The sequence below is a fragment of the uncultured Algibacter sp. genome, assembly GCF_963976535.1.
Taxonomy (GTDB): Bacteria; Bacteroidota; Bacteroidia; order Flavobacteriales; family Flavobacteriaceae; genus Algibacter_B.
In genome coordinates, this window is the sequence record NZ_CAXBLF010000054.1 from 1 (window position 1) to 23,442 (window position 23,442).

The window sequence follows — 23,442 nt, forward strand, 5'->3', positions numbered from 1 at the left end:
GATTGATAATTAGTTATGTCTATTTTTTTAGAAAATCAGCAAGCCCTAATTAAATTTAAACAATAAATGGTATGACAAAAATAAAAAAGCTGCCTTTTAAAAAGGCAGCTTTAAGATATATTTTATTGTAATTTGATTTTAGATACCCAGTTGCTTTTTTACATCAGCTAAAATATCATCGCCATCAGCTACAATTAATGTTGCTCTATCCAAAACATATTGGAAACCTTTAGCTTTAGCTACTTCGTTTATAGCTTTCATAGCCGCTTCTTGTATAGGCTTAAATAATTCAGCTTCTTTTTCAGCTAAATCTTTTTGTGCATCAGTTCTAAACTGTTGAATACGTTGTTGTTTTTCTTGTAATTCAACCATTCTAGTTTGGTTTTCTTCAGCTGTTTTAGTGCTTGCCTCAGCATCATACTGCTTTACAGTATTTTGGTATTCAGTAATGGAAGCTTGAATATCAGTCTGGTATGTTTTTCCCAAAGCTTCAATCTCAGCTTGTGCTTTTTTAGCTGCTGGCATTGCTGCAATTAATTCTTGTGTGTTTATGTGAGCAACTTTACTTTGTGCTTGTGTAAAGCCAACAGTTGCAATACATAGTACGGTTGCTAATAAGAGCGTTTTAAATTGTTTCATTTTAAATAGTATTAAGTGTGTTATAAATTATTAATTATTCTTGTTTATACTGTCTTTTGCCTTTTGACGATCTTCTAATATTTTCTTTTTTCTGTCTTCTAACGCTTTTTTTCTTTCTGCTCTTTCAGCTAATTTTTTCTGTCTGTTTTCTTCAATGAGTTGAGCCTTAGTTTTTGTTTCGCCTTCTATAGACTTAGCTTCCCCAGTAGATTTTGATGTTACTTCTTCACTTTTAGCAGCTACTTTAGTTGACTTGTTTCTAGCATCTAACTTAGCTTGTTTTGCTTTTTCTCTATCTTCTAACGTTTTTTGACGTCTAGCTTCTGCTTCTAATTTCTTTGCTTCACGAGTTGCTAAAATTTCTTCTCTACGTTTTTCAACCGCACTTTCTCTTTCCGCTTTCTTTTTTTCTAAAGCTTTTTCTCTAGCTTCCAACTCTTCATTTATTTCTGGAATCAATTCCTCTTCTTCTGCAGCTTTACGTTCTGCTTTTGAGTTGGCTTGCGTACGTTTTGACGTTTTTTTAATACTTCTCAAAACCTGTTCACTTATATCAAATTGTTTTGCTGAAAACAACATGACGGCATCTGATGACTTATCAAAAATAAAATCATACTTTCTTCCTTCAGCCATATCTTGAACCGCAGCGAATATTTGATCTTGTATAGGCTGCATTAACTGCTTCTTTTGAATAAACAAATCTCCATTTGGCCCGAAACGTTTTTGCTGATAGTCCAAAATTTCATTTTCTTCAAAAGTGATATCTTCTTCGCGCTCATCAATAAGCTCTTTTGTTAAAAGTGCTTTTTCATTACTTAAATCTTTTCGCTTTTGTTCTACAGTTGTCAATTTTGATTGAATCTCATTTTTCCATTTCTGAGCTTTATCTTCTAATTGAGCAGTAGCTTCTTGATATTCAGGAACATTCTCTAAAATATACTCAGTGTCTATATAAGCAATTCTCACACCACGTTGTGCGTGTGAATAAAAGCTTAGCATAAAAACTAATGTCAGTAAAAAAAGAACGTTGTGTTTCATGTGATGGTTATTATTATCGTTCACATGTAATATCCATTTAGACTTCTTTCTATGTGATCGAGTTTTTAATAATGGATTTTTCATCTGTTTAATATTTTATGACTTATAAATTCTAAAAGTTACAGATGAATTTCTCTGCCTTTTTGAATTGTATCTTCAAAATTAACGAATTTTAATCTTAAAAATTTTAATTCTCATGCAAATCATCAATGTGTTATTAGAAAATATCGTGCCAAAGTTTTTTTTACTTAAAATTGTTGTCCAATTATAAAGTGTGTTTCCCAATTACCGCTTGATCCTGGATCTCCCGGAATATCATCAAAACGACGACCAAAGTCAATACCTAACAAACCAAAGGCAGGCATAAAAATACGAATTCCTAAACCAGCAGATCTTTTGAGATCGAACGGGTTAAAGTCTCGAAAATTATTTTGAGATGAACCGGCTTCTAAGAAACCTAAAGCATAAATTTTTGCAGATGCTTTTAAAGTTATTGGATAACGAAGCTCTAATGAAAATTTATTGTAAATGGCGCCTCCATCTTGATCAGATAACGATTCATTTGGATATCCACGTAATTGAATAACTTCTCTACCATCTAAGGTGAAATTACCTAAACCATCGCCACCTAAGTAAAAACGCTCAAATGGTATAATACCTCTGTCATTGTTGTATGCGCCTAAAAAACCAAATTCAACCTTAGGTCTTAAAACTAAATTTTTGGCAAGTTGAGTATACCATTCACCAGAAAACTTTACTTTATAAAATTCTAACCAGCTAAATCTTTGTTGATCTGCTTTTTCTAGTTCATCTCTTTCCTCTTCTGTTCTTGATTGCTGAGGTATTGCGCTAAGTCTGTCGCTTGTTTCTCTTATAGATTTGTAGTCAACATCGTTAAATAATGAATAAGGAAGAGAAAACTTGGCAGTAATTCCAAAATTAGAACCACCTGTTGGGAAAATAGGATCAACACTGGTATTATTTCTAGTTAAACCAAAAGTATATGATAAATTATTTGAAAATCCATCACCAAAAGTAAATAACCCAGTATTGTAGTTGTTTAAGTCGTAACGCTGATAACTTATGGCTTGAGACAATGTAAAATAATCATCAGGTACAGACAATCGTTTTGCTAAGCCAAAAGTAATTCCTGTAATATTGAAACTTCTACTTTTATCCGCATTTCTTGTTATAGGATTATACAAAAACTGTTTGGTATGTGATAGTGATGTAGAAAATTGAACAGGACGTTTACCGCCTAACCAAGGTTCAGAAAATGAAAAACTATACGTTTGATAAAAACGACTGGCTTGTAAACGCAATGATAGCTTTTGTCCATCGCCCATAGGGATTGGTTTATAAGCATCTTTTTTAAATATATCTTTTATTGAAAAGTTGTTGAAAGATAACCCCAGTGTTCCAATAAAACCACCACCACCATAGCCACCTTGCAACTCAATTTGACTAGAACCAGTTTCTTTAACCGAATATTCCATATCAATAGTACCTTCAACAGGGTTGGGATTGTTAAAGTTTGGTGATATTTCTTGAGCATCAAAAAAGCCTAATTGACCAAGTTCTCTAACAGTACGTACTACATTTGCTTTACTATACAATTGCCCTGGGCGTGTACGAAGTTCTCTGTAAATAACATGGTCGTTGGTTTTATCGTTACCAACAACACTTACTGAATTAAAATAGGCAGGTTTACCTTCGGATATTCTTACTTCAATATCAATAACATTATTATCGGCACTTACTTCTACAGGGTTTATGCTTGAAAATAAATATCCATTGTTTTGGTATTGATTTGTGATATCTTGTGCATCAGGCTTAGAATTGTCTGCAATTCGTTTTTGCAATAAAATACCATTGTATGTATCTCCTTTTCTAACACGTAATAATCTGCTTAATTGCTCGTTGGTGTAAACCGTATTGCCAATAAATTTTATATCACCGAAGGTATAGGGCTCGCCCTCATTAACATCAATAATAAGTGATATCGTTTTATCATTGTTATAAATTACACTATCCGACAAAACTCGGGCATCTCTATATCCACTTTCTTTATAGGCGTCTATAATATGACCTAAATCGGCTTGATAAGTAGAATCTATAAATTTTGAACGTTTAAGTACTCTTAGGCGATTGATTTTCTTGGTGCCTTTCATACTTTTTCTAAGCCTTTTATCACTTAAAACGTTATTGCCATTAAAGGAAATGTCTTTGATTTTTACTTTTTCACCTTTATCAATGTTTAATACCATATTTACTCTTGAAGTTTCAATAGAGTCTTTTACTTCAATGGTATTGATATGTACTTTAGTATTAAGAAAACCGTCTTTTTTATATTTTTTAGTGAGGAAGTTTTTAGTTGTAGTAATTAGATTTTCAGTAACCTTTGTGCCTTTTTTTAGTGCGTTCTCTTTAATTATACCTTCTTTCTTTCCTTTTTTCACACCGTTAATTTTAAGTTCGTTAAGTTGAGGTAAATCAGCTAATTTTATTTGTAAATAAGCTACATCATCTTCTACTTTAAGAACATAAACTTCAATGTCGCTAAACAATTTAGAATTCCAAAGTTTTTTAATTGCATTACCAATATCTTCTCCGGGGATAGTTATTTCCTTGCCCTTTCTTAAGCCAGAATATGTAATGATCGTTTGTTCGCTAAAAGACGTGTTACCAGCAACTGTAATTTCAGCTAATGTGTATTTTTTGACTTTACTAAAATTTGAATTTTGAGCATTAATGCTAAGGCAACTAATAAAAAAGAGTATCGTTGCGCAGTACTTTAAATATGTTGGTGTAGGTAAAATCTTAGCTAAGTTGTTCACTTGTTTTCCCAAATCGTCGTTCTCTTTTTTGATATTCAATAATAGCTTCATACAAATGCTGCTTTGTAAAATCTGGCCATAAAACACTTGTGAAATATAATTCGGCATAAGCAATTTGCCATAACAAGAAGTTACTTATGCGCTGTTCTCCACTGGTTCTAATAAGCAAATCTACGTCTGGCAAATTTTGCGTGTAAAGATGCTCATTTATAATTGATTCTTCAATATTTTCGGGCGAAATTATATTATTTTTAACTTTAATACTAATTTCTTTAACAGTGTTTATGATTTCCTCTCTTGAACCATAGCTAAGCGCAAGTGTTAAAGTCATTCTAGTATTCTGCTTGGTGTTCTCTATAACTTCAAAAAGTTCTTTGTGTACTTTTTTAGGAAGTGTATTTAAGGCTCCAATAGCTGTTAGTTTAATGTTATTGTTTTGAAGTGTGCTAATTTCTTTTTTTAATGAAGACACTAAAAGTCTCATTAACGTTTGTACTTCTAGCTTTGGTCTGTTCCAATTTTCAGTTGAAAAAGCATAAAGGGTTAGGTTTTCTATACCAATTTCAGCAGAAGCTTCAACAGTTTGTCTTACAGATTTCGTACCATTTTCATGTCCAAAAGCACGTAGCATCCCTTTTTGTTTTGCCCAACGCCCATTGCCATCCATAATAATAGCGATGTGTTTTGGTAACGATTTTGTAAGTATGCTGTCTTTTAAATCCATTTTATTCTACGCAATAGCAAGGGTTTTCCCCAAAGGTATAGGTAAGTGTAATACCTGAAAACACATACCAGTCGTTATTATTTATATTTCCGAAACGCTGTGGTTGTAAAGATTTGGTGTCGGGAATACTTCCGTCAAGTTCATCTGAAAACGTGTAACGTGCACCTATTTCAATTCCTAAGATTAAGTTTTCCATGAAGTTAGTTTTAAAACCTAGCGCCATAGGTATGCCATAAGCCCAACTTGAATTGTTTTCTGATGTTTGAATGCCTCCAGAAAAATAATGATTGTCGTGATAGGCAACCGATATACCAGAATAAAGATAGGGTGTTCCTAACTTTTCGCCTGAATGCAGATTGAAATCTAGGAATGTAAATTCCATACCTAAAGAAATTTCTGTGATTTTACTTGAAAACTCATAACCTCTTTGAATACGTCTTGGGTCGTCTGAATTTGTGTCAATACCTTCTAATTCACTAAATATTATTGAAGCTCTGTACGAATGCCTTTTGCTTCTATTCCATTTATAAAGCCCACCAATAGCTAATTGATTTGGCGAAATATAATTGGTTGCACCAACATCTCCAATAAAATTACTGCCTCCTAAAAAAAGCCCTATTTCATTAATTTGTGCGTCGCTTAATTGGATGCATAAAATGCTTAATATCAATATGGTTAAATGCCTCATAAATATTCAAAAGTTTGCAAATATAATAAATAAGATTTCTCAAATGTAATTTGAGCTGAATTGTATGAGTGTAAAACAGAAATTCTTTTGAAATATTGTTGTAATCTGGTTTGTGTGAGCCGTAAAAGCATAAAAAATAATTTTTAGTATGTTTATTTTACCTTGATGCAAAACGAACCAAAAAATCAAATCAATCTGAGGAAATTGCTAAAGTACCATTCGTTTTTGGAATTACGCGCTTAAAGCTGCGCTTTGCGACTCCATCCCATCGCTCATTATTTCTGTAGATTGATGATTCCGACTGTTTCGAAATTTGGGGCTTTACCATTAACTATGTTATAGATTCAAACTAATTTTTGTTTTATTTCTTATATGCTTATACTAATTACTGCGGACTTACTCGCGTTAGGGATTGCAGTGGAAAGCCCACAGTCAGTTCCGATAGTTATCGGATAAGCGCGGACTTGCAACCCTTCGACTCCGCTCAGGATAAACTTCAAGCCCGACCCTTGGGTAACGCCCAAAATTATAAATTACGTTTATCTTCGCCCCAAAGCAACTTTTTTCTTAGGGTGTTTAAAAAGCTTTCATTTAAAAGGTCTATCATTTTAATTTTAAAATCGGCTTTTTTAATTTTAATGAGTGTGCCGTTATCTAAGGTGGCAATTCTAGAATCTAATGAGATTAAATGTTGTTTTTCTCTACCATGAACTCTAAGATGTATTTCTGTAGAATCTGGAATTACCAATGGGCGCGCACTTAGGTTATGCGGGGCAATTGGTGTTAGCACAAAACTATTTGCGCTTGGGGTGATTACTGGACCACCACAACTTAACGAATATCCTGTGGAGCCCGTAGGTGTTGATACTATTAAGCCATCGCTCCAGTATGAGTTTAGAAATTCATCATTCAAATAGGTGTCTATGGTAATCATAGCCGTAGTGTTTTTTCTACTAACTGTAATTTCGTTCAATGCAAAATTCAATGATTCTATATCCTTGTTTTTGGAAGATGTTTCTACCGTTAAGATACTACGTTCAGAGATTCTATATTTTCCATCGATGATGTCTTGTATTGCTTTTTCTATGGCATTAACTTGAATGGTGGCTAAAAAACCAAGTCTTCCTGTGTTAATTCCAATAATTGGGATGCCTAAATCTTTAACAAACATGGTGGCTCTTAAAATGGTGCCGTCACCACCAATACTTACTAGAAGGTCGAAACTAGTATCGAGCTCGGTAAATGTTTTATATTTATGATAGTCCTTAATATGATGAGGTTCTTGATTTATCAGTTTATGAAACTCAGTTTCAATATAGGCTTCGATACCTTGATTTTCAAGAAAATTAAAAAGCGTTTCAACTGATTCAGGAGTTGTTACACTATAATATCGTCCAAAAATGGCAACTTTCATGTGTTTGTTTTTATTGTTTTTATAGGTCGCTCCTAAATTGTTGGAGCAGGCAATGGTGCATCCATAGCAATCCTTTATTAAAGAAATTAAATTTTAGATATGGATGCTTCATAAGCTACATATTTAAATATTTTTTTAAATAATCTGAACGATCTTTCAAACTTTCAATGTATCCGTCTTCCTCATGCCCAGAAACAATATTATAACTATATCTTCGGAAGGTTTGTATAATTTCATTAAGCCCTGTGTTTCTTATTTTTAAAGTGACTTGAACTAAATCTGTATTCATTCTTGAAATGAAAGCACCTAAAAGCTTACCGTCGTTTGATTCTACGATTTGGCTAATTTCGCTAAATGAATAATCGTTTATACCTTTTTCAACAACTAAAATGCCTCCAGCTTCAGAGAAAAATGGAGACTCACTAAATAAGCTGATAACGTCATTTAATTCATAATAGCCTAAATATTTATTTTGTTCACTTAAAACAGGCATAATATTGGTAGAATTAATAGCAAAGGCTTCTAAAACATCTAGCCAAAGTGTGTTATTTCTAACAAAAAAATCTTCTAAGGCATATTTATATTCGTTTAAAGGTTTATCGTTATCAAAACAATGCGCATCGGTTTCAGAAAAACAACCTAAATAGGTTCCATTATCATCTTTAACAGGAATATGAGAAAAAGTAAGTTGATTAAACAATAACTGTAAATCTCTTATTTTACTGTTAGTGTTTAACGGTTTTATGTCGTTTATAATAAGTTCTGAAAGTCTCATTTGTCTTTTCTATTTTATTAATTCTGTCAAATGTAATTCGCTAATTAGTGTCTGGACGGAAACAGACGATTTTTATAATTTGAATTATTTTTGATGTCATTTTTGTTTAGTTTTTATGAGTTGATACCTTAGTATCAAGCGATTAAAAATAAACTGAAAGGGCGCAAAAAGAAACAAATTTAATTTTGCTGTGTTTCCGTCCAGACACTAATTAATATTGATAAATTCAATTTTATTATCCAGCGCATTATCATATCACTAATAGATAGGACTGCAAATTAATCAAAAAAAAAGTACCAATGCTTGTTGTACTTTGTATTTTTGCATAATTAATTTGGGGGTTTTGCTTTGAAGCGAAAATTTTAGTTTTTGAATTTAGATGATATCTTTTTTGAACTTCATGGCTTAGTTACGAAGTAAGAAAAATATAAAATATAAAAGAAGAATCTTTTAGTCAATGTCAAAAATCCATAATTAATTATATTTTTTAAAATGAATTTATGACAAAGTTAAGTGTTAATATCAATAAGATAGCAACGTTAAGAAATTCAAGAGGAGGTGATGTACCAAACGTAGTTCAATTTGCTAAAGATGCACAACGTTTTGGTGCAGAAGGCATTACGATTCATCCAAGACCAGATGAAAGACATATACGTTATCAAGATGCACGCGATTTAAAACCTGAAGTTTATACGGAATATAATATTGAAGGTAATCCAATTGAGTCATTTGTGAATTTAGTGTTAGAAGTTAAACCAACGCAGGTTACTTTAGTTCCAGATGCCGTTGATGCTATTACAAGCAATGCGGGTTGGGACACTATAAAACATAACCATTTTTTAGTTGATGTGATTGCAGCATTTAAAAATAACGGAATAAGAACATCAATCTTTGTTGATCCAATTTTAAAACAGATTGAAGGCGCAAAAGAAACGGGAACCGACAGGATTGAGCTTTACACTGAAGCTTTTGCACATCAATACAGTTTAGGAAACTCCGATGCTATTAAACCTTATATAGAAAGTGCCAAATTAGCAAATAGTTTAGGTTTAGGAATAAATGCAGGACATGATTTATCATTAGACAACATAAAATATTTTAAAGATAATATTCCAGATTTATTAGAAGTATCTATTGGACATGCCTTAATTACTGAGAGTTTATATTTGGGCGTAGAAAATGTTATTCAAATGTATTTACATAGACTTAAATAAAGAAGTCGCAGTATTCAGTCTCAGTCACAGTTACTGTCATGGTATTTAGTCACAGATTCAGCAATCAAAAATCGTCAATCATTAATCAAAAATCATTTATGCTTTTACATTCAAATATTATAGGAGAAGGAAAACCATTTGTTATTCTACATGGTTTTTTAGGAATGAGCGATAATTGGAAAACACTAGGAAGCCAGTTTAGTGAACAAGGATTTCAAGTGCACTTAGTTGATCAGCGAAATCATGGACGAAGTTTTCATGATGATGCATTTAATTATGAAATGCTTGCTGAAGATTTAAAACATTATTGTGATGAAAATAAATTATCAGAAATTGTGTTGTTAGGCCATTCTATGGGTGGAAAAACAGCCATGTTATTTGCATCACTGTATCCGGAAATCGTTTCAAAATTATTGATTGCAGATATTTCTCCACGTTTTTATCCAGTGCATCATGATGCTATATTAGAAGGACTTAGCGCTTTAGATTTTGAGGTTATAAAAAGTAGAGCTGAAGCCGATAAAATTTTAAGTAGTTATGTGTCCGACTTTGGAATCCGCCAATTTCTACTTAAAAACTTATATTGGGTTGAAAAAGGGAAGTTAGGATTACGCATTAATTTAGAGGTTTTAAAAAATAAAGTTGGTGAAATTGGAGAGTCGTTACCTAGTTATACCAGATTTGAAAAAGACACTTTGTTTTTGCGTGGAGATCGATCAGAATATATAGGAGTAGATGATGAAGCTATAATTAAAAATCATTTTTCAAAATCTAAAATTGTTACTATTTCTAATGCAGGACACTGGTTGCATGCTGAAAACCCTAAAGACTTTTTTGAGGCTGTAATTAATTTTGTAAATTCATAATCAAAATATAAAACTATGAACCTAATTTTAAGATTATTATTAAACGCCGTAGCCGTATTTTTTTTAGCAAACATTCTAAATGGCGTAAGTGTAGATGGCTACGTTTCTGCATTAATTGTGGCACTCGTATTATCTATTCTAAACCTTCTAGTTAAGCCACTTTTAGTTATTTTAACATTGCCAGTAACCATCATTACTTTAGGCTTATTTTTATTAGTTATAAATGGATTAATTATTCTTTTGGCCGATAAATTTATTGATGGATTTTATGTTGATAGTATTTGGTGGGCCATCTTATTTAGCATTTTGTTATCTATACTACAATCGCTTTTGCAGTCTTTCTTAAAAACCGATAAAAAATAGATAAACGACTATTATAAATCAAGGAATTAAAAACTTTGTTGGGATGTAAAAATATATTATTTTTGCATCCCAATTTTGGTTACAAAATTTTAGGTTTTTAAAAGAAGCCTTTATTGTTAAATGCCTGATTTAAGGCTTTATATCATTTAAAATGAATATTACAAGAGAAAACGTTGACGCATTAAATGCTGTAGTAAAAGTAGATATTGCTAAAGAAGATTATAGTGATAAGGTTGAGAAAATCTTAGTAGATTACCGTAAAACAGCAAACATTCCAGGTTTTAGAAAAGGACATGTGCCAATGGGAATGGTTAAAAAGCAATATGGTAAAGCTGTTTTGGTCGATGAGGTTAATAAGCTTTTACAAGATGCTTTAAATAAATATTTAACGGAAGAAAAGCTTGATGTTCTTGGTCAACCATTACCAAAAACTCAAGATGAAATAGATTGGGAAGCTGATAAATTTTCTTTTGAATTTGAATTAGGTCTTGCGCCAGAATTCAAAGTTGATTTAAAAAGTAAAAAATCAATTACGCAATACAATATTATTGCAGATAAAAAAATGATTGATGAGCAAATTGAACGTGTTCAAAAACAATACGGAAAATTAGTGTCTCAAGATGCGGTTGAAAAAGATAGCGAAATTACGGGCGCTTACACAAACGAAGAAAAGGAAATTGACAATACAGTAACGCTAACTTTAGATAAATTCAAGGGAAAGTCAACAACAAAACAATTCGTTGGAGCTAAAGCAGGAGATGTTATCACACTAAAAACTAAAGGACTTTTTGATGATGACCATGATTTAATGCACGCATTAAAATTAAGTCATGATGATGTTCATGGTTTAGATATTGAAGTAAATTTTACTGTTACTGAAATAAACAAACGTGAATTAGCAGATTTAGATCAAGAGTTATTTGATAAGCTTTTTGGTAAAGACGAAGTTACTTCAGTAACCGAGTTAAGAGCCAAAATAAAAGAAGATGCTGAAAAACAATTTGTACAACAAGCAGACCAAAAGTTATTAAACGATGTTACAGAGCATTTAGTTGAAAACACCAAGTTTGATTTACCAGCAGAATTTTTAACCAAATGGATGCAAACTGCAGGTGAGCAAGAAATGGATGCCGATCAAGCAAGAGAAGAATATGAAAAGTCTGAAAAAAGCTTACGTTATCAATTAATAGAAGGGAAGTTAATTGAAGAAAATAACGTTCAAGTTACTATGGACGATATTAAAAATCATGCAAGAGAGATGATTAAAGGGCAGATGGCTCAATTTGGTCAAATGAATCCTTCTGATAAAGAGTTAGATGACATAGCTGCTCGTGTATTATCAAATCAAGATGAAGCTCGTAGAATTTCAGAACAACTAATTAGTCAAAAACTATTAACAGTCTATAAAGAAAAAGCAAATCTTAAGACCAAAGAATTAAGTTACGAAAACTTTGTTAAAGAAGTTTATGGTGATAAATAAATAAATAATAATTGCTTATCTTTAAGCGCTTAAATCTACCAGATTTAAGCGCTTTTTTATTCAAAATAAATCATAAGACAACAAGTTTTAAACTCATCTACATGTAAGACAGGAGTTTAATTAAAAGAAATACAAAAAGATTATGGATTACGCAAAAGAATTTGAAAAATTCGCGATAAAGGATCAAGGCATAAGTAGTACATACTACAATAAAATAATTAGTAGCATGTACCCAACTAATTTAACGCCAAATATTATAGAAGAACGCCAAATGAACATTGCTGTTTTTGATGTGTTTTCGCGTTTAATGATGGATAGAATTATTTTTTTAGGCCAAGGCATTAATGATCAAGTAGCAAATATTGTTCAAGCTCAATTATTGTTTTTAGAAAGCACAGATGCTAATAAAGACATTCAAATTTACATCAATTCACCAGGAGGAAGTGTTTATGCTGGTTTAGGAATTTATGACACCATGCAGTTTATAAAACCAGACGTAGCAACTATATGTACTGGTATGGCTGCATCCATGGGAGCGGTTTTATTATGTGCTGGAGCAAAAGGAAAGCGAAGTGGATTAACACATTCGCGTGTTATGATTCATCAACCATTAGGTGGAGCACAAGGTCAAGCCAGTGATATAGAGATCACTGCTAGAGAAATTTTAATTCTGAAAGAAGAACTTTATAAGATTATAAGTAAGCATTCAGGACAGGATTACGACAAAGTATATGAAGATAGCGATAGAGACTATTGGATGAAGTCTGACAAAGCGAAAGAATACGGTATGATTGACGAGATTTTGGCTCGCAAGTAAATAATTTGTAATTTTAAAGAATTGTTATAGAGGGATTTATAATAGTTTCCGATTAAAATAAATAAGATTAATGGCAAAAGAAGAACTAGAATGTTCGTTTTGTGGTCGTAAAAAACCTGAAACAAACTTGTTAATAGCAGGACTAGATGCTCACATCTGCGATAGATGTATCGAGCAGGCGCATGGTATTGTCTTGGAAGAGTCTAAGCAAAGTGATGGTAGTGATTTATCCGCAGAATTAAAGCTTCGTAAACCCATACAAATAAAAGGATTTCTTGATGAGTATATTATAGGGCAAGTGGCAACTAAAAAAGTCATGTCTGTTGCTGTTTATAATCATTACAAAAGGTTGTTACAACCACCGTCAAAAGATGATATTGATATTCAAAAAAGTAATATCATTATGGTTGGTCAAACAGGCACAGGTAAAACTTTAATGGCCAAAACCATTGCAAGAATGTTAAATGTACCGTTGGCAATTGTTGATGCTACTGTTTTAACAGAAGCTGGTTATGTAGGTGAAGATGTAGAAAGTATCTTAACTCGTTTATTGCAAGCTGCTGATTATAACTTAGAAAAAGCAGAAAAAGGCATTGTTTTTATTGATGAAATTGATAAAATTGCTCGTAAGAGTGATAATCCATCTATAACTCGTGATGTGTCTGGTGAAGGTGTGCAGCAAGCCTTATTAAAACTTTTAGAAGGCACTGTTGTTAATGTGCCACCAAAAGGAGGGCGAAAGCATCCAGACCAAAAGTTTATTGAAGTAAATACAGAGAATATTTTATTTATAGCCGGTGGTGCTTTTGATGGTATTGAAAGACATATTTCAAAACGATTAAACATGCAAGCTGTAGGTTATAGCGCTTCTGTATCTGATGATAATGTAGATCATAGTAATTTATTGCAGTATATTATTCCAAAAGATTTAAAAGATTTCGGGTTAATTCCTGAGATAATAGGCCGTTTACCAGTTTTAACCTATATGGATCCATTGGATGCAGATACCTTAAGAGCTATACTAACAGAGCCTAAAAATGCGATTATCAAACAATATAAAAAGTTGTTTGAAATGGATGAAATTGATTTTACTATTACAGATGGTGCTTTAGACTTTATTGTTGGAAAAGCTATTGAATATAAGTTAGGAGCTAGAGGATTGCGTTCACTTTGTGAAGAGATTTTAACTGATGCTATGTTTGAACTCCCAAGTAGCAACGACAAAAAATTGAATGTTACGAAAGCATACGCAGAAGAGAAATTGTCAAAAACGACTTTAAAGAAACTAAAAGCAGTTTCATAAAAAAGTTTGATTTATATATTTTAAAAAACCACGCTACATAGCGTGGTTTTTTATGGAAATTAATTAATAATGGATATCTATATAAAAATGTTTATTTCTGTTTCAAATCTGTTGTAAATGTATACTTAAAAAGCAGTTGAACCATGGTGCTTTTACGCCTTTTAGATTATAAGACGAAATACTCGTTTAAAAACTTTTCAGGCTACACTTAATCGATTAGCAGACATTTAATCGATAGAATCTACAATTCAAATTCTACACATCTGTTGCCTTTTAAAACAACATCAGAACGCTTGGTCTTATAATTTGCCAATGGTTTGGTTTCTTCAAAACCAGATATAATTGATTAGTTTCAATATATATTACTTCCTATTTTTTAATTAATTATGAGAAGATGTGTTATGAATTCAGTTTTAATAAATCATTTAAATAATCACGGGTGTTAGAAAGACGCGGTACTTTATGTTGACCGCCTAATTTATCATTTTGTTTTAACCAATCATGAAATAGATGTGTCCGCGCAACATTAATTTTAGGTTTGTTAAGTGTGATATTGTTATAGCGTTTTGCTTCATAGTCCGAGTTTAAAGATTTTAAAGCATTGTCAAACAATTCATTAAAGTAGTTGATGTCTTTTGGAGGTGTCTTAAATTCAATCAACCACTCATGTGCACCTTTCTCTTTACCATTCATAAAAATGGGAGCCGCAGTAAAATCTACAATTTCAGCTTTGGTGCGTTTGCAGACCTTCTTTAAAGCTTGTTCAGCATTTTCAATAATCAATTCTTCTCCAAACACATTAATATGATGTTTTGTTCTGCCAGTGATTTTTATACGATATGGATTTAAAGAAGTAAACCTAATCGTATCACCAATTTTATAACGCCATAAACCGGCATTAGTGGTAATGATAATTGCATAATTTTTATTAAGCTCAACATCACTAAGTAGAATGGCCTGTTCTTCTAAAGTGGCATAAATATCCATGGGGATAAACTCATAAAAAATCCCATAATCTAGCATTAACAATAATTCATCTGAATTATTCTGATCTTGAATCGCAAAAAAACCTTCTGACGCATTATAGATTTCGTAATATTTAAAATCCTTTTTAGGGAGTATTTTTTCGTACTGATCTTGATAAGGCGAGAAACTTACACCTCCATGAAAGTAGGCTTCTAAATTTGGCCAAATATCATGCAAATTTTGTTTCCCTGTAGTTTCTAAAACATTATTGAGTAATACAAGCATCCAAGAAGGCACTCCTGCTAAACTAGTAACATTTTCATTAATAGTTTCGTTAACTATGGCTTGCATTTTATGTTCCCAATCGTTCATTAGTGAAACTTTACTACTTGGAGTACTACTAAATTCAGCCCAAAATGGCATATTGTCAATTAATATAGCCGACAAATCTCCAAATACAGTTCCGTTTTCTTTATACAGTTCTTTGCTTCCGCCCAAACGCAAACTTTTGCCAGTAAATAATTGTGAATCTTCGTTATTATTTAAATACATGCACAACAAATCCTTACTCGCAGCATAATGGCAATCTTCCAAAGATTCTTCACTTACCGGAATAAATTTGCTTTTGGCTCTTGTTGTCCCGCTTGACTTAGCAAACCATCTAATTGGCGTGGGCCAAAAAATATTGTTTTCACCTCTTCTAGAACGCTCTATACAATCTTGCCAACCATCATAATTTTTAATAGGAACACGTTCTGCAAACGTTTTATAATCTTTCATTGTAGAAAAATCATATTGTTTGCCTATTTCAGTGTGTTTAGCAAAATCTATCAAGCTTAAAAGTAATTCATTTTGCACCTCGTTAGGGTATTTTAAGAACAATTCAATTTGATGAAATCGTTTCTTTAAAAACCAGGATGCAATAGAATTTACTAAGGGAATTGGCATATTTATTCTATCTTTAAGATTCTAAAAATAACACTTTTTTTTATGACCTACCAAGGTGTTCTAACAAAAATGGAAACGGAGTTTGCAAGTCCGATTCAATATTATTTGGTATTTGAAAATGATTTTTTGAACATGAACCAATTATTGAATAAACAAATTACTTTGCAATTTGTTAAATATCAATGTTTAAATTGTGGACTTGATAAACCGATTTTCAGACAAGGTTTTGATAGACAGTGCTTTTATGATGTTGCCCAAGCTGGAGACTGGATTATGCGTCCGGAATTAAGTACTGCTCATTTGGATAAAGAAGACCGGGATTTAGAGTATGAAAAAAAGGTACAACTACAACCGCATATTGTGTATTTGGCTAATTCTAGTAATGTAAAAGTTGGAGTAACAAGAAAAAGCCAGGTGCCAACACGTTGGATAGACCAAGGGGCGCATGAAGCTATTGAGATTGTTGAGGTTCCTAATAGATATTTGGCAGGTATAACCGAAGTGGCACTAAAAAATCATGTAGGAGATAAAACCAATTGGCGAAAAATGCTTAAAAACGATATCGAAGATGAAAATTTAGTGGAATGGCGTGAACGTTTAAAACAATATATTCCAAATGAAGCTAAAGATTATTTCATTGAAAATAATACCGAAACCAATATAGAATTTCCAGTGATTAAGTATCCTGAAAAACCTAAAAGTTTAAATATTCAAAAAGAACAACAATATTCGGGGAAATTAGTTGGAATAAAAGGGCAATATCTCATTTTTGAAGACGAAACCGTTTTTAATGTTAGAGCTAACGAAGGATTGGTGGTGAATATAAATGTCAATTAAATATGATGATAAACAAATTAAATAATCTAGTAATTTTATTCTTAATAGTTAATGTGGGTTTTTGTATTGCTCAGGATAAACCATTAAAGATTAAGTCTGAAAGAAACCCAGATAATTCAGTTACATTTTCATACACCAAGAAAAGTCCTGGGAGCACTTATATTATTTTAAAATTTAAAGAATTAACCAATACAAGTAGTTCTACAATAAGAAGAACTATCAACGGACGTTCAGGTAGATTAACAACTTTAAAACCTATGGATCCAAAAAGTGGAATTGGTTTTTCATATTCTTATACTTTTATTGATGGTAATTCAAGAGCTAAACCTGAAACAGATTTTAAGTATATTCTTCCTTTTAAAGATGGTAAAAAAATAACTGTTAGGACATTAAACTATTTGGGTAAAAAATTTGGAAATACTGAACCAAAGAATTGGGCTTCTTTTCAGTTTTTAGCAGAACCAAATGATACAGTATATGCTTCAAGGAAAGGTATGGTGGTAAAGATTGTTGATGAGTTTAATTCTGACTTAACGGCAGAATATAATTTTAAAAACAAATCAAATTATATTATTATAGAGCATGAAGACGGAACTTTAGCTAGGTACGGCGTACTTAAAAAGAATAGTATAATGGTTAAATTAGGAAGTAAAGTTTATCCTTTAACACCATTAGCAATAGCGGGAAGTTATGATAAGCCTGAGAATAGTCAATTGCGTTTTTCTGTATATTATTTAGATCCCGATATTTTAGAATTGAACAATAATAAATCGACTTTAAAAAATCAGAAACATTATTATATTTATGTAAACCCTCTGTTTTATAATGGCGAAGATGATTCTACTACGAAATTAATTCCTAATAATGATTATATTACTTTTTGTAATAATGCTATTATTGAAGCTGAAATGACAAAAAGAGAAAAGAAGAAGATATTGAAAAAATAGGAAACCGTTTTTAATGTTCGTGCTAATGAAGGGTTGGTAGTAAATATTTCTGTAAACTAAACTCTATAACGTTTAAGAAATATAAAATCCCAACTACAGAAAATGCAATTGGGATTTATATATATTGTTTAAACTAAAGCCTAAATATCTTCTTGGTCTCTTAAGTTTTGGATGTAAGCTGCTTTTTGAACTTCACGACGTCTCTTTACAGAAGGTTTTGTGAAAAACTGACCTTCTCTCAGGTTTTGCATTACCTTAATATTTCTGTGTTTTCTTTTGTAGCGTTTTAAAGCTCTCTCGATGTTTTCACCATCTTTAACTATAATCTTTAACATAAATATAATTTATTTTGTGTTTTATGGCCTTCCTAAAAGGGCGACAAATTTCAGGTTTTTTATTATTAAATCCTAATTAATTGTGTCTTGTTTCTTTTTTTTATTTCCTAATAATCCACCAAGTACATCTTTAACAGTATTTCCAGTAGTGCTTGTTTTGGTAGAGTCTGCTTTTTTGCTTCCATCAAGTATGCCGCCTAAGACATCCTTAATGGCATCATTTTGTTTCTGTTTAGCAGAATCTGTTTTCTTTTTATTGCCACCAATAACATCACCTATTAAGTCTTTTACCTTGTCTTTACCTTGGTTGAGGAGCTTTTGTTTTTCAATTTCAACGAGTTGTTTTGTTAAGTTTGAAATACCACTAGTTAAATCGGTTTTCACAGTTGGGCTCGTATAACTACCTCCAATATTTGCAGTAACAGGGATGGTAATATTTTTGGCTTCTTCTGTGTTTATTTTCCCAATAAGCCGATTAATATCACTACCTAAATACTTTGCTGGCACATTAAAAACAGCACTATAATCTAAAGTTTTATCGAAACCATGAGAACCGGAAATGGTAATAGCAATATCTTCATATTTTAAATTGAAAGGTTTTACGCTTACTTTTCCGTTAGCAAATGCTAATTTGGTTTTCACATCTTTTAAATCTAATTTATCAAAATCTATAAAACCTAAAGCGCCTTCAAGTTTATTAAATAATTCACCTTTGTTGGCATTTATTTTTGTGGTTAATAATTCTGCTAGTGCATTACCCGAAACTGTGCTTAAATCAGGAGAGAATTCTTTATCCAAATTCCCTGACAGGGTAATGTTTGTATTCAGTTTCCCTTCAAGTAGATTAGCAACTGGAGCAAGGTTTTTTAGTAAATCTAAATCTTTAAACGATTTTGAGATGTCAAATCCATCTGCGCCCAAATTCAAATTAAAAACAGGAATATCGCCTTTTGTTGAAACATCTCCTGAAATAGATAACGCGCCATCAAAAATGCTAGATTTCATATTCTGCAAAGTGACTTGTTGGTCTTTAATATAAAGCGTACCAGTAACATCTTTTAAATTTAAATTGTCATAAACTACCGTTTTAGCATCCGCATAAATAGTACAATCTAAAAAAGCTGGAATTTTTAAAGATTCAGAATCACTAGTCGTTTTATTTGCTGCTGAAGTTTCATCTTCAGTCATAAAATCACTCACCTTAAACAGATTGGAAGTCACATTAAAGTTTCCTTTAAGGGTGTTGTCACTTAGTAAAAATCCTAATAAATTATTTATAGTTCCCTTGGCACTTAAATCGCTATCACCAGTTTTAGCTTTAAAATTGTTAAGTGTAACGGTGCCTGAATTAAACGTCATATCAGCTTGAGAAATATGAATTGGGTTAACGATGTCTTCTGAAGAAAACACAAAATCTGTAATACTTGCTGAACCATTGTTTTTTATGCGCTCATAAGCGTTGGTTTCAATAGCATTCATGTCAAAAGACGTATTAATTTTTCCTTTTAAAATACCCGTAAGTGCATTTTCTAATGCTATAGGATATGCTTTTGTGATGTTTGCAAGGTTTAAAACACCATCTAAATTGGCATTTACTAGCATATTTTTTGTGATATTTTTTAATGTAGCTGACGATTTAAACACGTCGTCATCAATTTTAAAGTTCAATGTTTTAATATCAATATAAGTGTCATCAAAATTCCCAGTAATGTTTTTTATAGACGTATTAATGGTGATGTTACTCACCCGTTTTGGTAAATCGGGATATTTAAAAGAAGCATTATTTGAAGTGATGCTTATGTCAATATTTGGAATGGTTTCGTCTGAATTTAATCCTTTTATGAGGCCTTTCACCTTAAAATCACCTGTGGTTTGAACCTCTTCAATGTTTTTAGAATATGCTTTTGGAATTACTGCTAAGAAATTTTTAAAATCAGATTCTGGATTTTCAAATGAAATATCAATGGTTTGTCCGTTTTCAAGTTGTTGCACATACCCTTCAAATTCTAAAGGCAAATCATTGATAAAGCCTTTATTTTCTTTGAATGTATATTTGCTGTTGTTTAAATCTAAACCAATTAGCGCCTCTAATTTTATTGGATTACTGCTTAAATAACTGGTGCTGTCTCGCGTGAAACTCACATTAGCTTCACTTTTTGTGTTTAATTCTGAAGCTTCAGCTGAAAATGTACCGTGACCTTCATGATTCAATTCGGAAACATGAATTAGGGTTTTTGAAAGGTCGTCAATATAAGTTAAAGCACTATTTTTTATTTGATAGTCTTCAATACTAAATGCAAAACTACTTGCTTCTTTTTCCGCGGAAGCGTTATTGTCTTTTTTAGTTATGTTGTAATTATTGTTCCCAAATTTATCTGTTTTCAAAGTTAAAAGCGCTTCGTTTATATTTATAGTATTCACTACAATAGGATCTTCATTGGCGGTTTTAAATAGTTCTTTAACCGACATTGTAAACGAAATGTCTTTAACCGTAGCAAAAGTTTCATCTTTAAAAGGTTCAAAATTGGTGATTATCAAATCGGTTACATTCACATGTGCCTGTGGAAAACTTCTAATAAAACTTAAGTTAACATCGCTAAACTCTACCTTTGCATTTAAATTTTGATTGATGAAACGCTTTACCATATCTTTAATTTGCCCTTGAAATGCAAAAGGAATAGCAATTAAAAGGGTGATTATTATAAGTGTGGTAATTCCAATAATTTTAAATGCTTTCTTCATTGGTTGGTTTTATATTAGATTTCTCCGACTGAGTGAGATTATTAAAGATCTATTATGGATATATACGCAAAAATGATGCTAAAAGTTTGAAAACAGTGAATTTATTATTAAAAAATTAAAGTAAATTAAGCTCTTCATTAACTTTTAAATTAAAGCGTTTTCTAAAGAAAAACACTCCTAAATATAAAAATGGCGTATCGAAGGCGGCTACAATTACTTTGAATAAAAACCCGCTAACTAATAAGCCTTTAAAGTTTGCCCAATCAATAATTCCGAACAAGCATAATAAAGATAGAATAGTGAAGGTATCTACAAATTGCGAAAACCAAGTGGAGAAATTATTACGAAGCCATAAGTGTTTACCTTTAGTTAATCGTTTCCAAAAATGATAAATCTGGATATCTACAAACTGAGCAAATAAGTAGGTGAGCATACTTGCGAATACGGCTATCATAGAGTTTCCGAAAACGGTTTGAAATGTTTTATCATCTACATAGGACCATGAAGTTGCAGGAACAGCATCTGCAACATAAATGATTAACAGTGAAAATAAAGATGCGAAAATGCCAACCACCACAACATCATTAGCACGTTTTTTACCGTAGATTTCACTAATTAAGTCTGTGATTAGAAAGGTTAGTGGATAAGGTAGAATCCCGACTGAAATCTCAAAAAGCTTACTTCCAAAAACCTCTATATCAAAAGGGTACCAATAGAAGAATTTTTGAAAAATAAGGTTTGAAACTACAAGTGATGTGATGAATAAGCCTCCTAAAAGGATGTAAATACGCTGTGCAGCAAGTTTATCTTTTAATGTCATTTATTTTACGTTATGTCAGTTCGAGTGATGCGACGCAGGAGCATTGTATCGAGAACCTCACTTTTTCTTAAATTTCTTTTTAGCTAAGTTAGGTAGCTTATCGAAATCATTAGTAATTAATGCTTCTTTTTTAGCTCTTGACCATTTTTTTATTTGTTTTTCGATCTGTATCGCCATACTTGCTTCTGTAAATTCAGCGTAAAAGGCTAAATGAACTGGTCTTCTTTGGTATGTAGTGTCTGGTCGCAAACAGACTATTTTTATAATTTGAATTATTTTTGATGTTATTTTTATTTACTTTTTATGAGTTGATGCCTTAGCATCAAGCGATTAAAAATAAATGGAAAGAGCGCGAAAAGAAACAAATTTAATATTGATGTGTTTCCGACCAGGCACTATGTATAACTCTCTGGGTATCTACCCATTTTATGTTCTTCATATCGCTTTGTTAAATTAGATGTAAAACCTGTGTAGTATGTGTTGTCTGAACATTTTAGAATGTAAGCGTAATAAATTTTCATAGCGTTAAAGATAAAAACTTCTCGATACATCCCGATTTTTTTAATCGGGACACTCGAAGTGACAATTTGCGTTCTATGCCAGTTCGGGTGATGCGACCTTAGAAGCATTGTATCGAGAACCATTTTGTGAACAAATCTTTAAAGTAAATATAAAGGAAACCATTTAGATTTTATTATTTTGCCTGCTTATGTTAAAACCAACAACATATCATATTGCCTTAGGCAGTAATAAAGGTGATAAGTTTAAAAACTTGCAAAAAGCGGTAGATGCTATTTATGAGCGTATAGGTAATATTAAGTTGATTTCTAAAGTTTACAAATCGCCTGCATTTGGTTTCAAAAGTGATGATTTTTTTAATTGTTGCTTGGTTTTAGAGAGCTATTTAGAGTCTCAAAAAGTACTTGAAACTTTATTGGAAATTGAAACTTCTTTAGGACGCACCCGAACCAAAACCAATACTTACGAAGCTAGAACGATAGATTTAGATATTGTTTTTGCTGAAGATAATATGATCAATACCAAAACACTGCAAGTACCACATCCAGAAATGAACAAGCGTAAATTTGTGTTATTACCACTTAATGATGTGGCTTCAAAAATAAAACATCCAAAGTTTGAAAAAGAGGTTTCGGTTTTATTAGATGAATGCGAAGATGATTCTGTTTTAGAGCCGATTAAGATTTGGCTAAAAAACCCAAGTAAGCAACACGATTTTTCGAAATATAATTACATTGCCATTGAAGGTAATATTGGTGCAGGAAAAACCAGTTTAGCGACTAAAATATCATACGATTTTAATGCGAAACTCATTTTAGAACGTTTTGCTGATAATCCGTTTTTACCAAAGTTTTATGAAGATGCCAATAGATATGCCTTTACTTTAGAAATGTCTTTTTTAGCGGATAGATATCAGCAAATATCGGACGATTTATCACAACTCGATTTGTTTAAAGATTTTATTGTAAGTGATTATGATGTGTTTAAGTCACTCATATTTTCAAAAATCACATTGAATGAAGATGAGTTTAATTTATACCGAAAGTTATTCTATTTGATGTATAAAGATATTGCAAAACCAGAACTCTATGTGTATTTATACCAAAACACAGAACGGTTGCAACAAAACATAAAAAAACGCGGACGCGATTACGAGCAGAATATTGAAAA

At 31.8% G+C, this 23,442-nt stretch carries 20 protein-coding genes and 2 pseudogenes; 9 read left to right on the plus strand and 13 right to left on the minus strand.

Translation table 11 applies throughout. The features are described 5' to 3' along the window. Nucleotides 1–138: 138 nt before the first annotated feature. From AAC024_RS12765 to AAC024_RS12795, 7 genes are all read right to left on the minus strand, one after another. Entirely contained in the window at nt 139–639 is a 501-nt protein-coding gene (locus AAC024_RS12765; protein WP_339895871.1) for an OmpH family outer membrane protein, read from the minus strand. Between the two features lie 30 nt (nt 640–669). Continuing rightward, complete coding sequence (locus tag AAC024_RS12770; RefSeq protein ID WP_339895872.1) at nt 670–1,761, minus strand: OmpH family outer membrane protein; 1,092 nt, start codon at nt 1,759–1,761, stop codon at nt 670–672. 164 nt (nt 1,762–1,925) lie between these two features. Further along, nucleotides 1,926–4,565: a POTRA domain-containing protein gene (locus AAC024_RS12775; RefSeq protein ID WP_339895873.1), complete on the minus strand. Its 2,640-nt coding sequence runs from the start codon at nt 4,563–4,565 to the stop codon at nt 1,926–1,928. Beyond that, nucleotides 4,498–5,238 carry an isoprenyl transferase gene (locus tag AAC024_RS12780; RefSeq protein ID WP_339895874.1) on the minus strand — a complete coding sequence of 247 codons (741 nt, stop codon included), beginning with the start codon at nt 5,236–5,238 and terminating at the stop codon, nt 4,498–4,500. Before AAC024_RS12780 ends, AAC024_RS12775 begins: the two co-directional genes overlap by 68 nt. 1 nt (nt 5,239) lies before the next feature. Further along, entirely contained in the window at nt 5,240–5,926 is a 687-nt protein-coding gene (locus AAC024_RS12785) for a DUF6089 family protein (protein WP_339895875.1), read from the minus strand. A 526-nt stretch (nt 5,927–6,452) separates the two neighbouring features. Continuing rightward, nucleotides 6,453–7,340 carry an NAD kinase gene (locus tag AAC024_RS12790; protein ID WP_339895876.1) on the minus strand — a complete coding sequence of 296 codons (888 nt, stop codon included), beginning with the start codon at nt 7,338–7,340 and terminating at the stop codon, nt 6,453–6,455. A gap of 115 nt (nt 7,341–7,455) precedes the next feature. Then, the gene (locus AAC024_RS12795) at nt 7,456–8,115 is read right to left on the minus strand and encodes an acetoin utilization protein acuB (protein WP_339895877.1); all 660 of its coding nucleotides are present in this window, start codon (nt 8,113–8,115) and stop codon (nt 7,456–7,458) included. Between the two features lie 500 nt (nt 8,116–8,615). Between AAC024_RS12795 and AAC024_RS12800 the strand changes: the two genes are divergently transcribed. The 6 genes from AAC024_RS12800 (at nt 8,616) to clpX (ending at nt 14,158) form a co-directional block, all read left to right on the plus strand. Next, complete coding sequence (locus AAC024_RS12800; protein WP_339895878.1) at nt 8,616–9,329, plus strand: pyridoxine 5'-phosphate synthase; 714 nt, start codon at nt 8,616–8,618, stop codon at nt 9,327–9,329. 98 nt (nt 9,330–9,427) lie between these two features. Further along, nucleotides 9,428–10,195: an alpha/beta fold hydrolase gene (locus AAC024_RS12805; protein WP_339895879.1), complete on the plus strand. Its 768-nt coding sequence runs from the start codon at nt 9,428–9,430 to the stop codon at nt 10,193–10,195. A 15-nt stretch (nt 10,196–10,210) separates the two neighbouring features. Next, complete coding sequence (locus AAC024_RS12810) at nt 10,211–10,558, plus strand: phage holin family protein (RefSeq protein ID WP_339895880.1); 348 nt, start codon at nt 10,211–10,213, stop codon at nt 10,556–10,558. A gap of 151 nt (nt 10,559–10,709) precedes the next feature. Further along, nucleotides 10,710–12,038, plus strand: a complete 1,329-nt coding sequence (gene tig, locus AAC024_RS12815; RefSeq protein ID WP_339895881.1) for a trigger factor — start codon at nt 10,710–10,712, stop codon at nt 12,036–12,038. Between the two features lie 142 nt (nt 12,039–12,180). Next, nucleotides 12,181–12,855 carry an ATP-dependent Clp endopeptidase proteolytic subunit ClpP gene (gene clpP / locus AAC024_RS12820; RefSeq protein ID WP_339895882.1) on the plus strand — a complete coding sequence of 225 codons (675 nt, stop codon included), beginning with the start codon at nt 12,181–12,183 and terminating at the stop codon, nt 12,853–12,855. 70 nt (nt 12,856–12,925) lie between these two features. Beyond that, entirely contained in the window at nt 12,926–14,158 is a 1,233-nt protein-coding gene (gene clpX, locus AAC024_RS12825) for an ATP-dependent Clp protease ATP-binding subunit ClpX (RefSeq protein ID WP_339895883.1), read from the plus strand. 399 nt (nt 14,159–14,557) lie between these two features. Here clpX and AAC024_RS12830 read toward each other — a convergent pair whose 3' ends face one another. Beyond that, complete coding sequence (locus AAC024_RS12830) at nt 14,558–16,072, minus strand: GH3 auxin-responsive promoter family protein (RefSeq protein ID WP_339895884.1); 1,515 nt, start codon at nt 16,070–16,072, stop codon at nt 14,558–14,560. 42 nt (nt 16,073–16,114) lie between these two features. Here AAC024_RS12830 and AAC024_RS12835 point away from each other — a divergent pair, with 42 nt between their 5' ends. Both AAC024_RS12835 and AAC024_RS12840 read left to right on the plus strand, forming a co-directional pair. Next, the gene (locus AAC024_RS12835; protein WP_339895885.1) at nt 16,115–16,909 is read left to right on the plus strand and encodes a DUF2797 domain-containing protein; all 795 of its coding nucleotides are present in this window, start codon (nt 16,115–16,117) and stop codon (nt 16,907–16,909) included. A gap of 2 nt (nt 16,910–16,911) precedes the next feature. Further along, nucleotides 16,912–17,856 (plus strand): M23 family metallopeptidase, encoded by a 945-nt coding sequence (locus tag AAC024_RS12840; RefSeq protein ID WP_339895886.1) that lies wholly within the window; start codon nt 16,912–16,914, stop codon nt 17,854–17,856. Nucleotides 17,857–17,996: 140 nt separating this feature from the next. On the opposite strand, the gene rpsU is transcribed toward AAC024_RS12840, so the two are convergent. From rpsU to AAC024_RS12865, 5 genes and pseudogenes are all read right to left on the minus strand, one after another. After that, nucleotides 17,997–18,191 carry a 30S ribosomal protein S21 gene (gene rpsU / locus AAC024_RS12845; RefSeq protein ID WP_147765495.1) on the minus strand — a complete coding sequence of 65 codons (195 nt, stop codon included), beginning with the start codon at nt 18,189–18,191 and terminating at the stop codon, nt 17,997–17,999. A gap of 72 nt (nt 18,192–18,263) precedes the next feature. Further along, the gene (locus tag AAC024_RS12850) at nt 18,264–20,933 is read right to left on the minus strand and encodes an AsmA-like C-terminal region-containing protein (protein ID WP_339895887.1); all 2,670 of its coding nucleotides are present in this window, start codon (nt 20,931–20,933) and stop codon (nt 18,264–18,266) included. A gap of 115 nt (nt 20,934–21,048) precedes the next feature. Next, nucleotides 21,049–21,753: a queuosine precursor transporter gene (locus tag AAC024_RS12855; RefSeq protein WP_339895888.1), complete on the minus strand. Its 705-nt coding sequence runs from the start codon at nt 21,751–21,753 to the stop codon at nt 21,049–21,051. Nucleotides 21,754–21,810: 57 nt separating this feature from the next. Then, a pseudogene (locus tag AAC024_RS12860) lies at nt 21,811–21,987 on the minus strand (GIY-YIG nuclease family protein); the annotation flags it as partial. 164 nt (nt 21,988–22,151) lie between these two features. Further along, a pseudogene (locus AAC024_RS12865) lies at nt 22,152–22,274 on the minus strand (GIY-YIG nuclease family protein); the annotation flags it as partial. 188 nt (nt 22,275–22,462) lie between these two features. On the opposite strand from AAC024_RS12865, the gene folK reads away from it, so the two are divergent. Continuing rightward, nucleotides 22,463–23,442 (plus strand): 2-amino-4-hydroxy-6-hydroxymethyldihydropteridine diphosphokinase (gene folK / locus AAC024_RS12870; protein WP_339895889.1); only part of this gene is annotated, 980 nt, incomplete at its 3' end.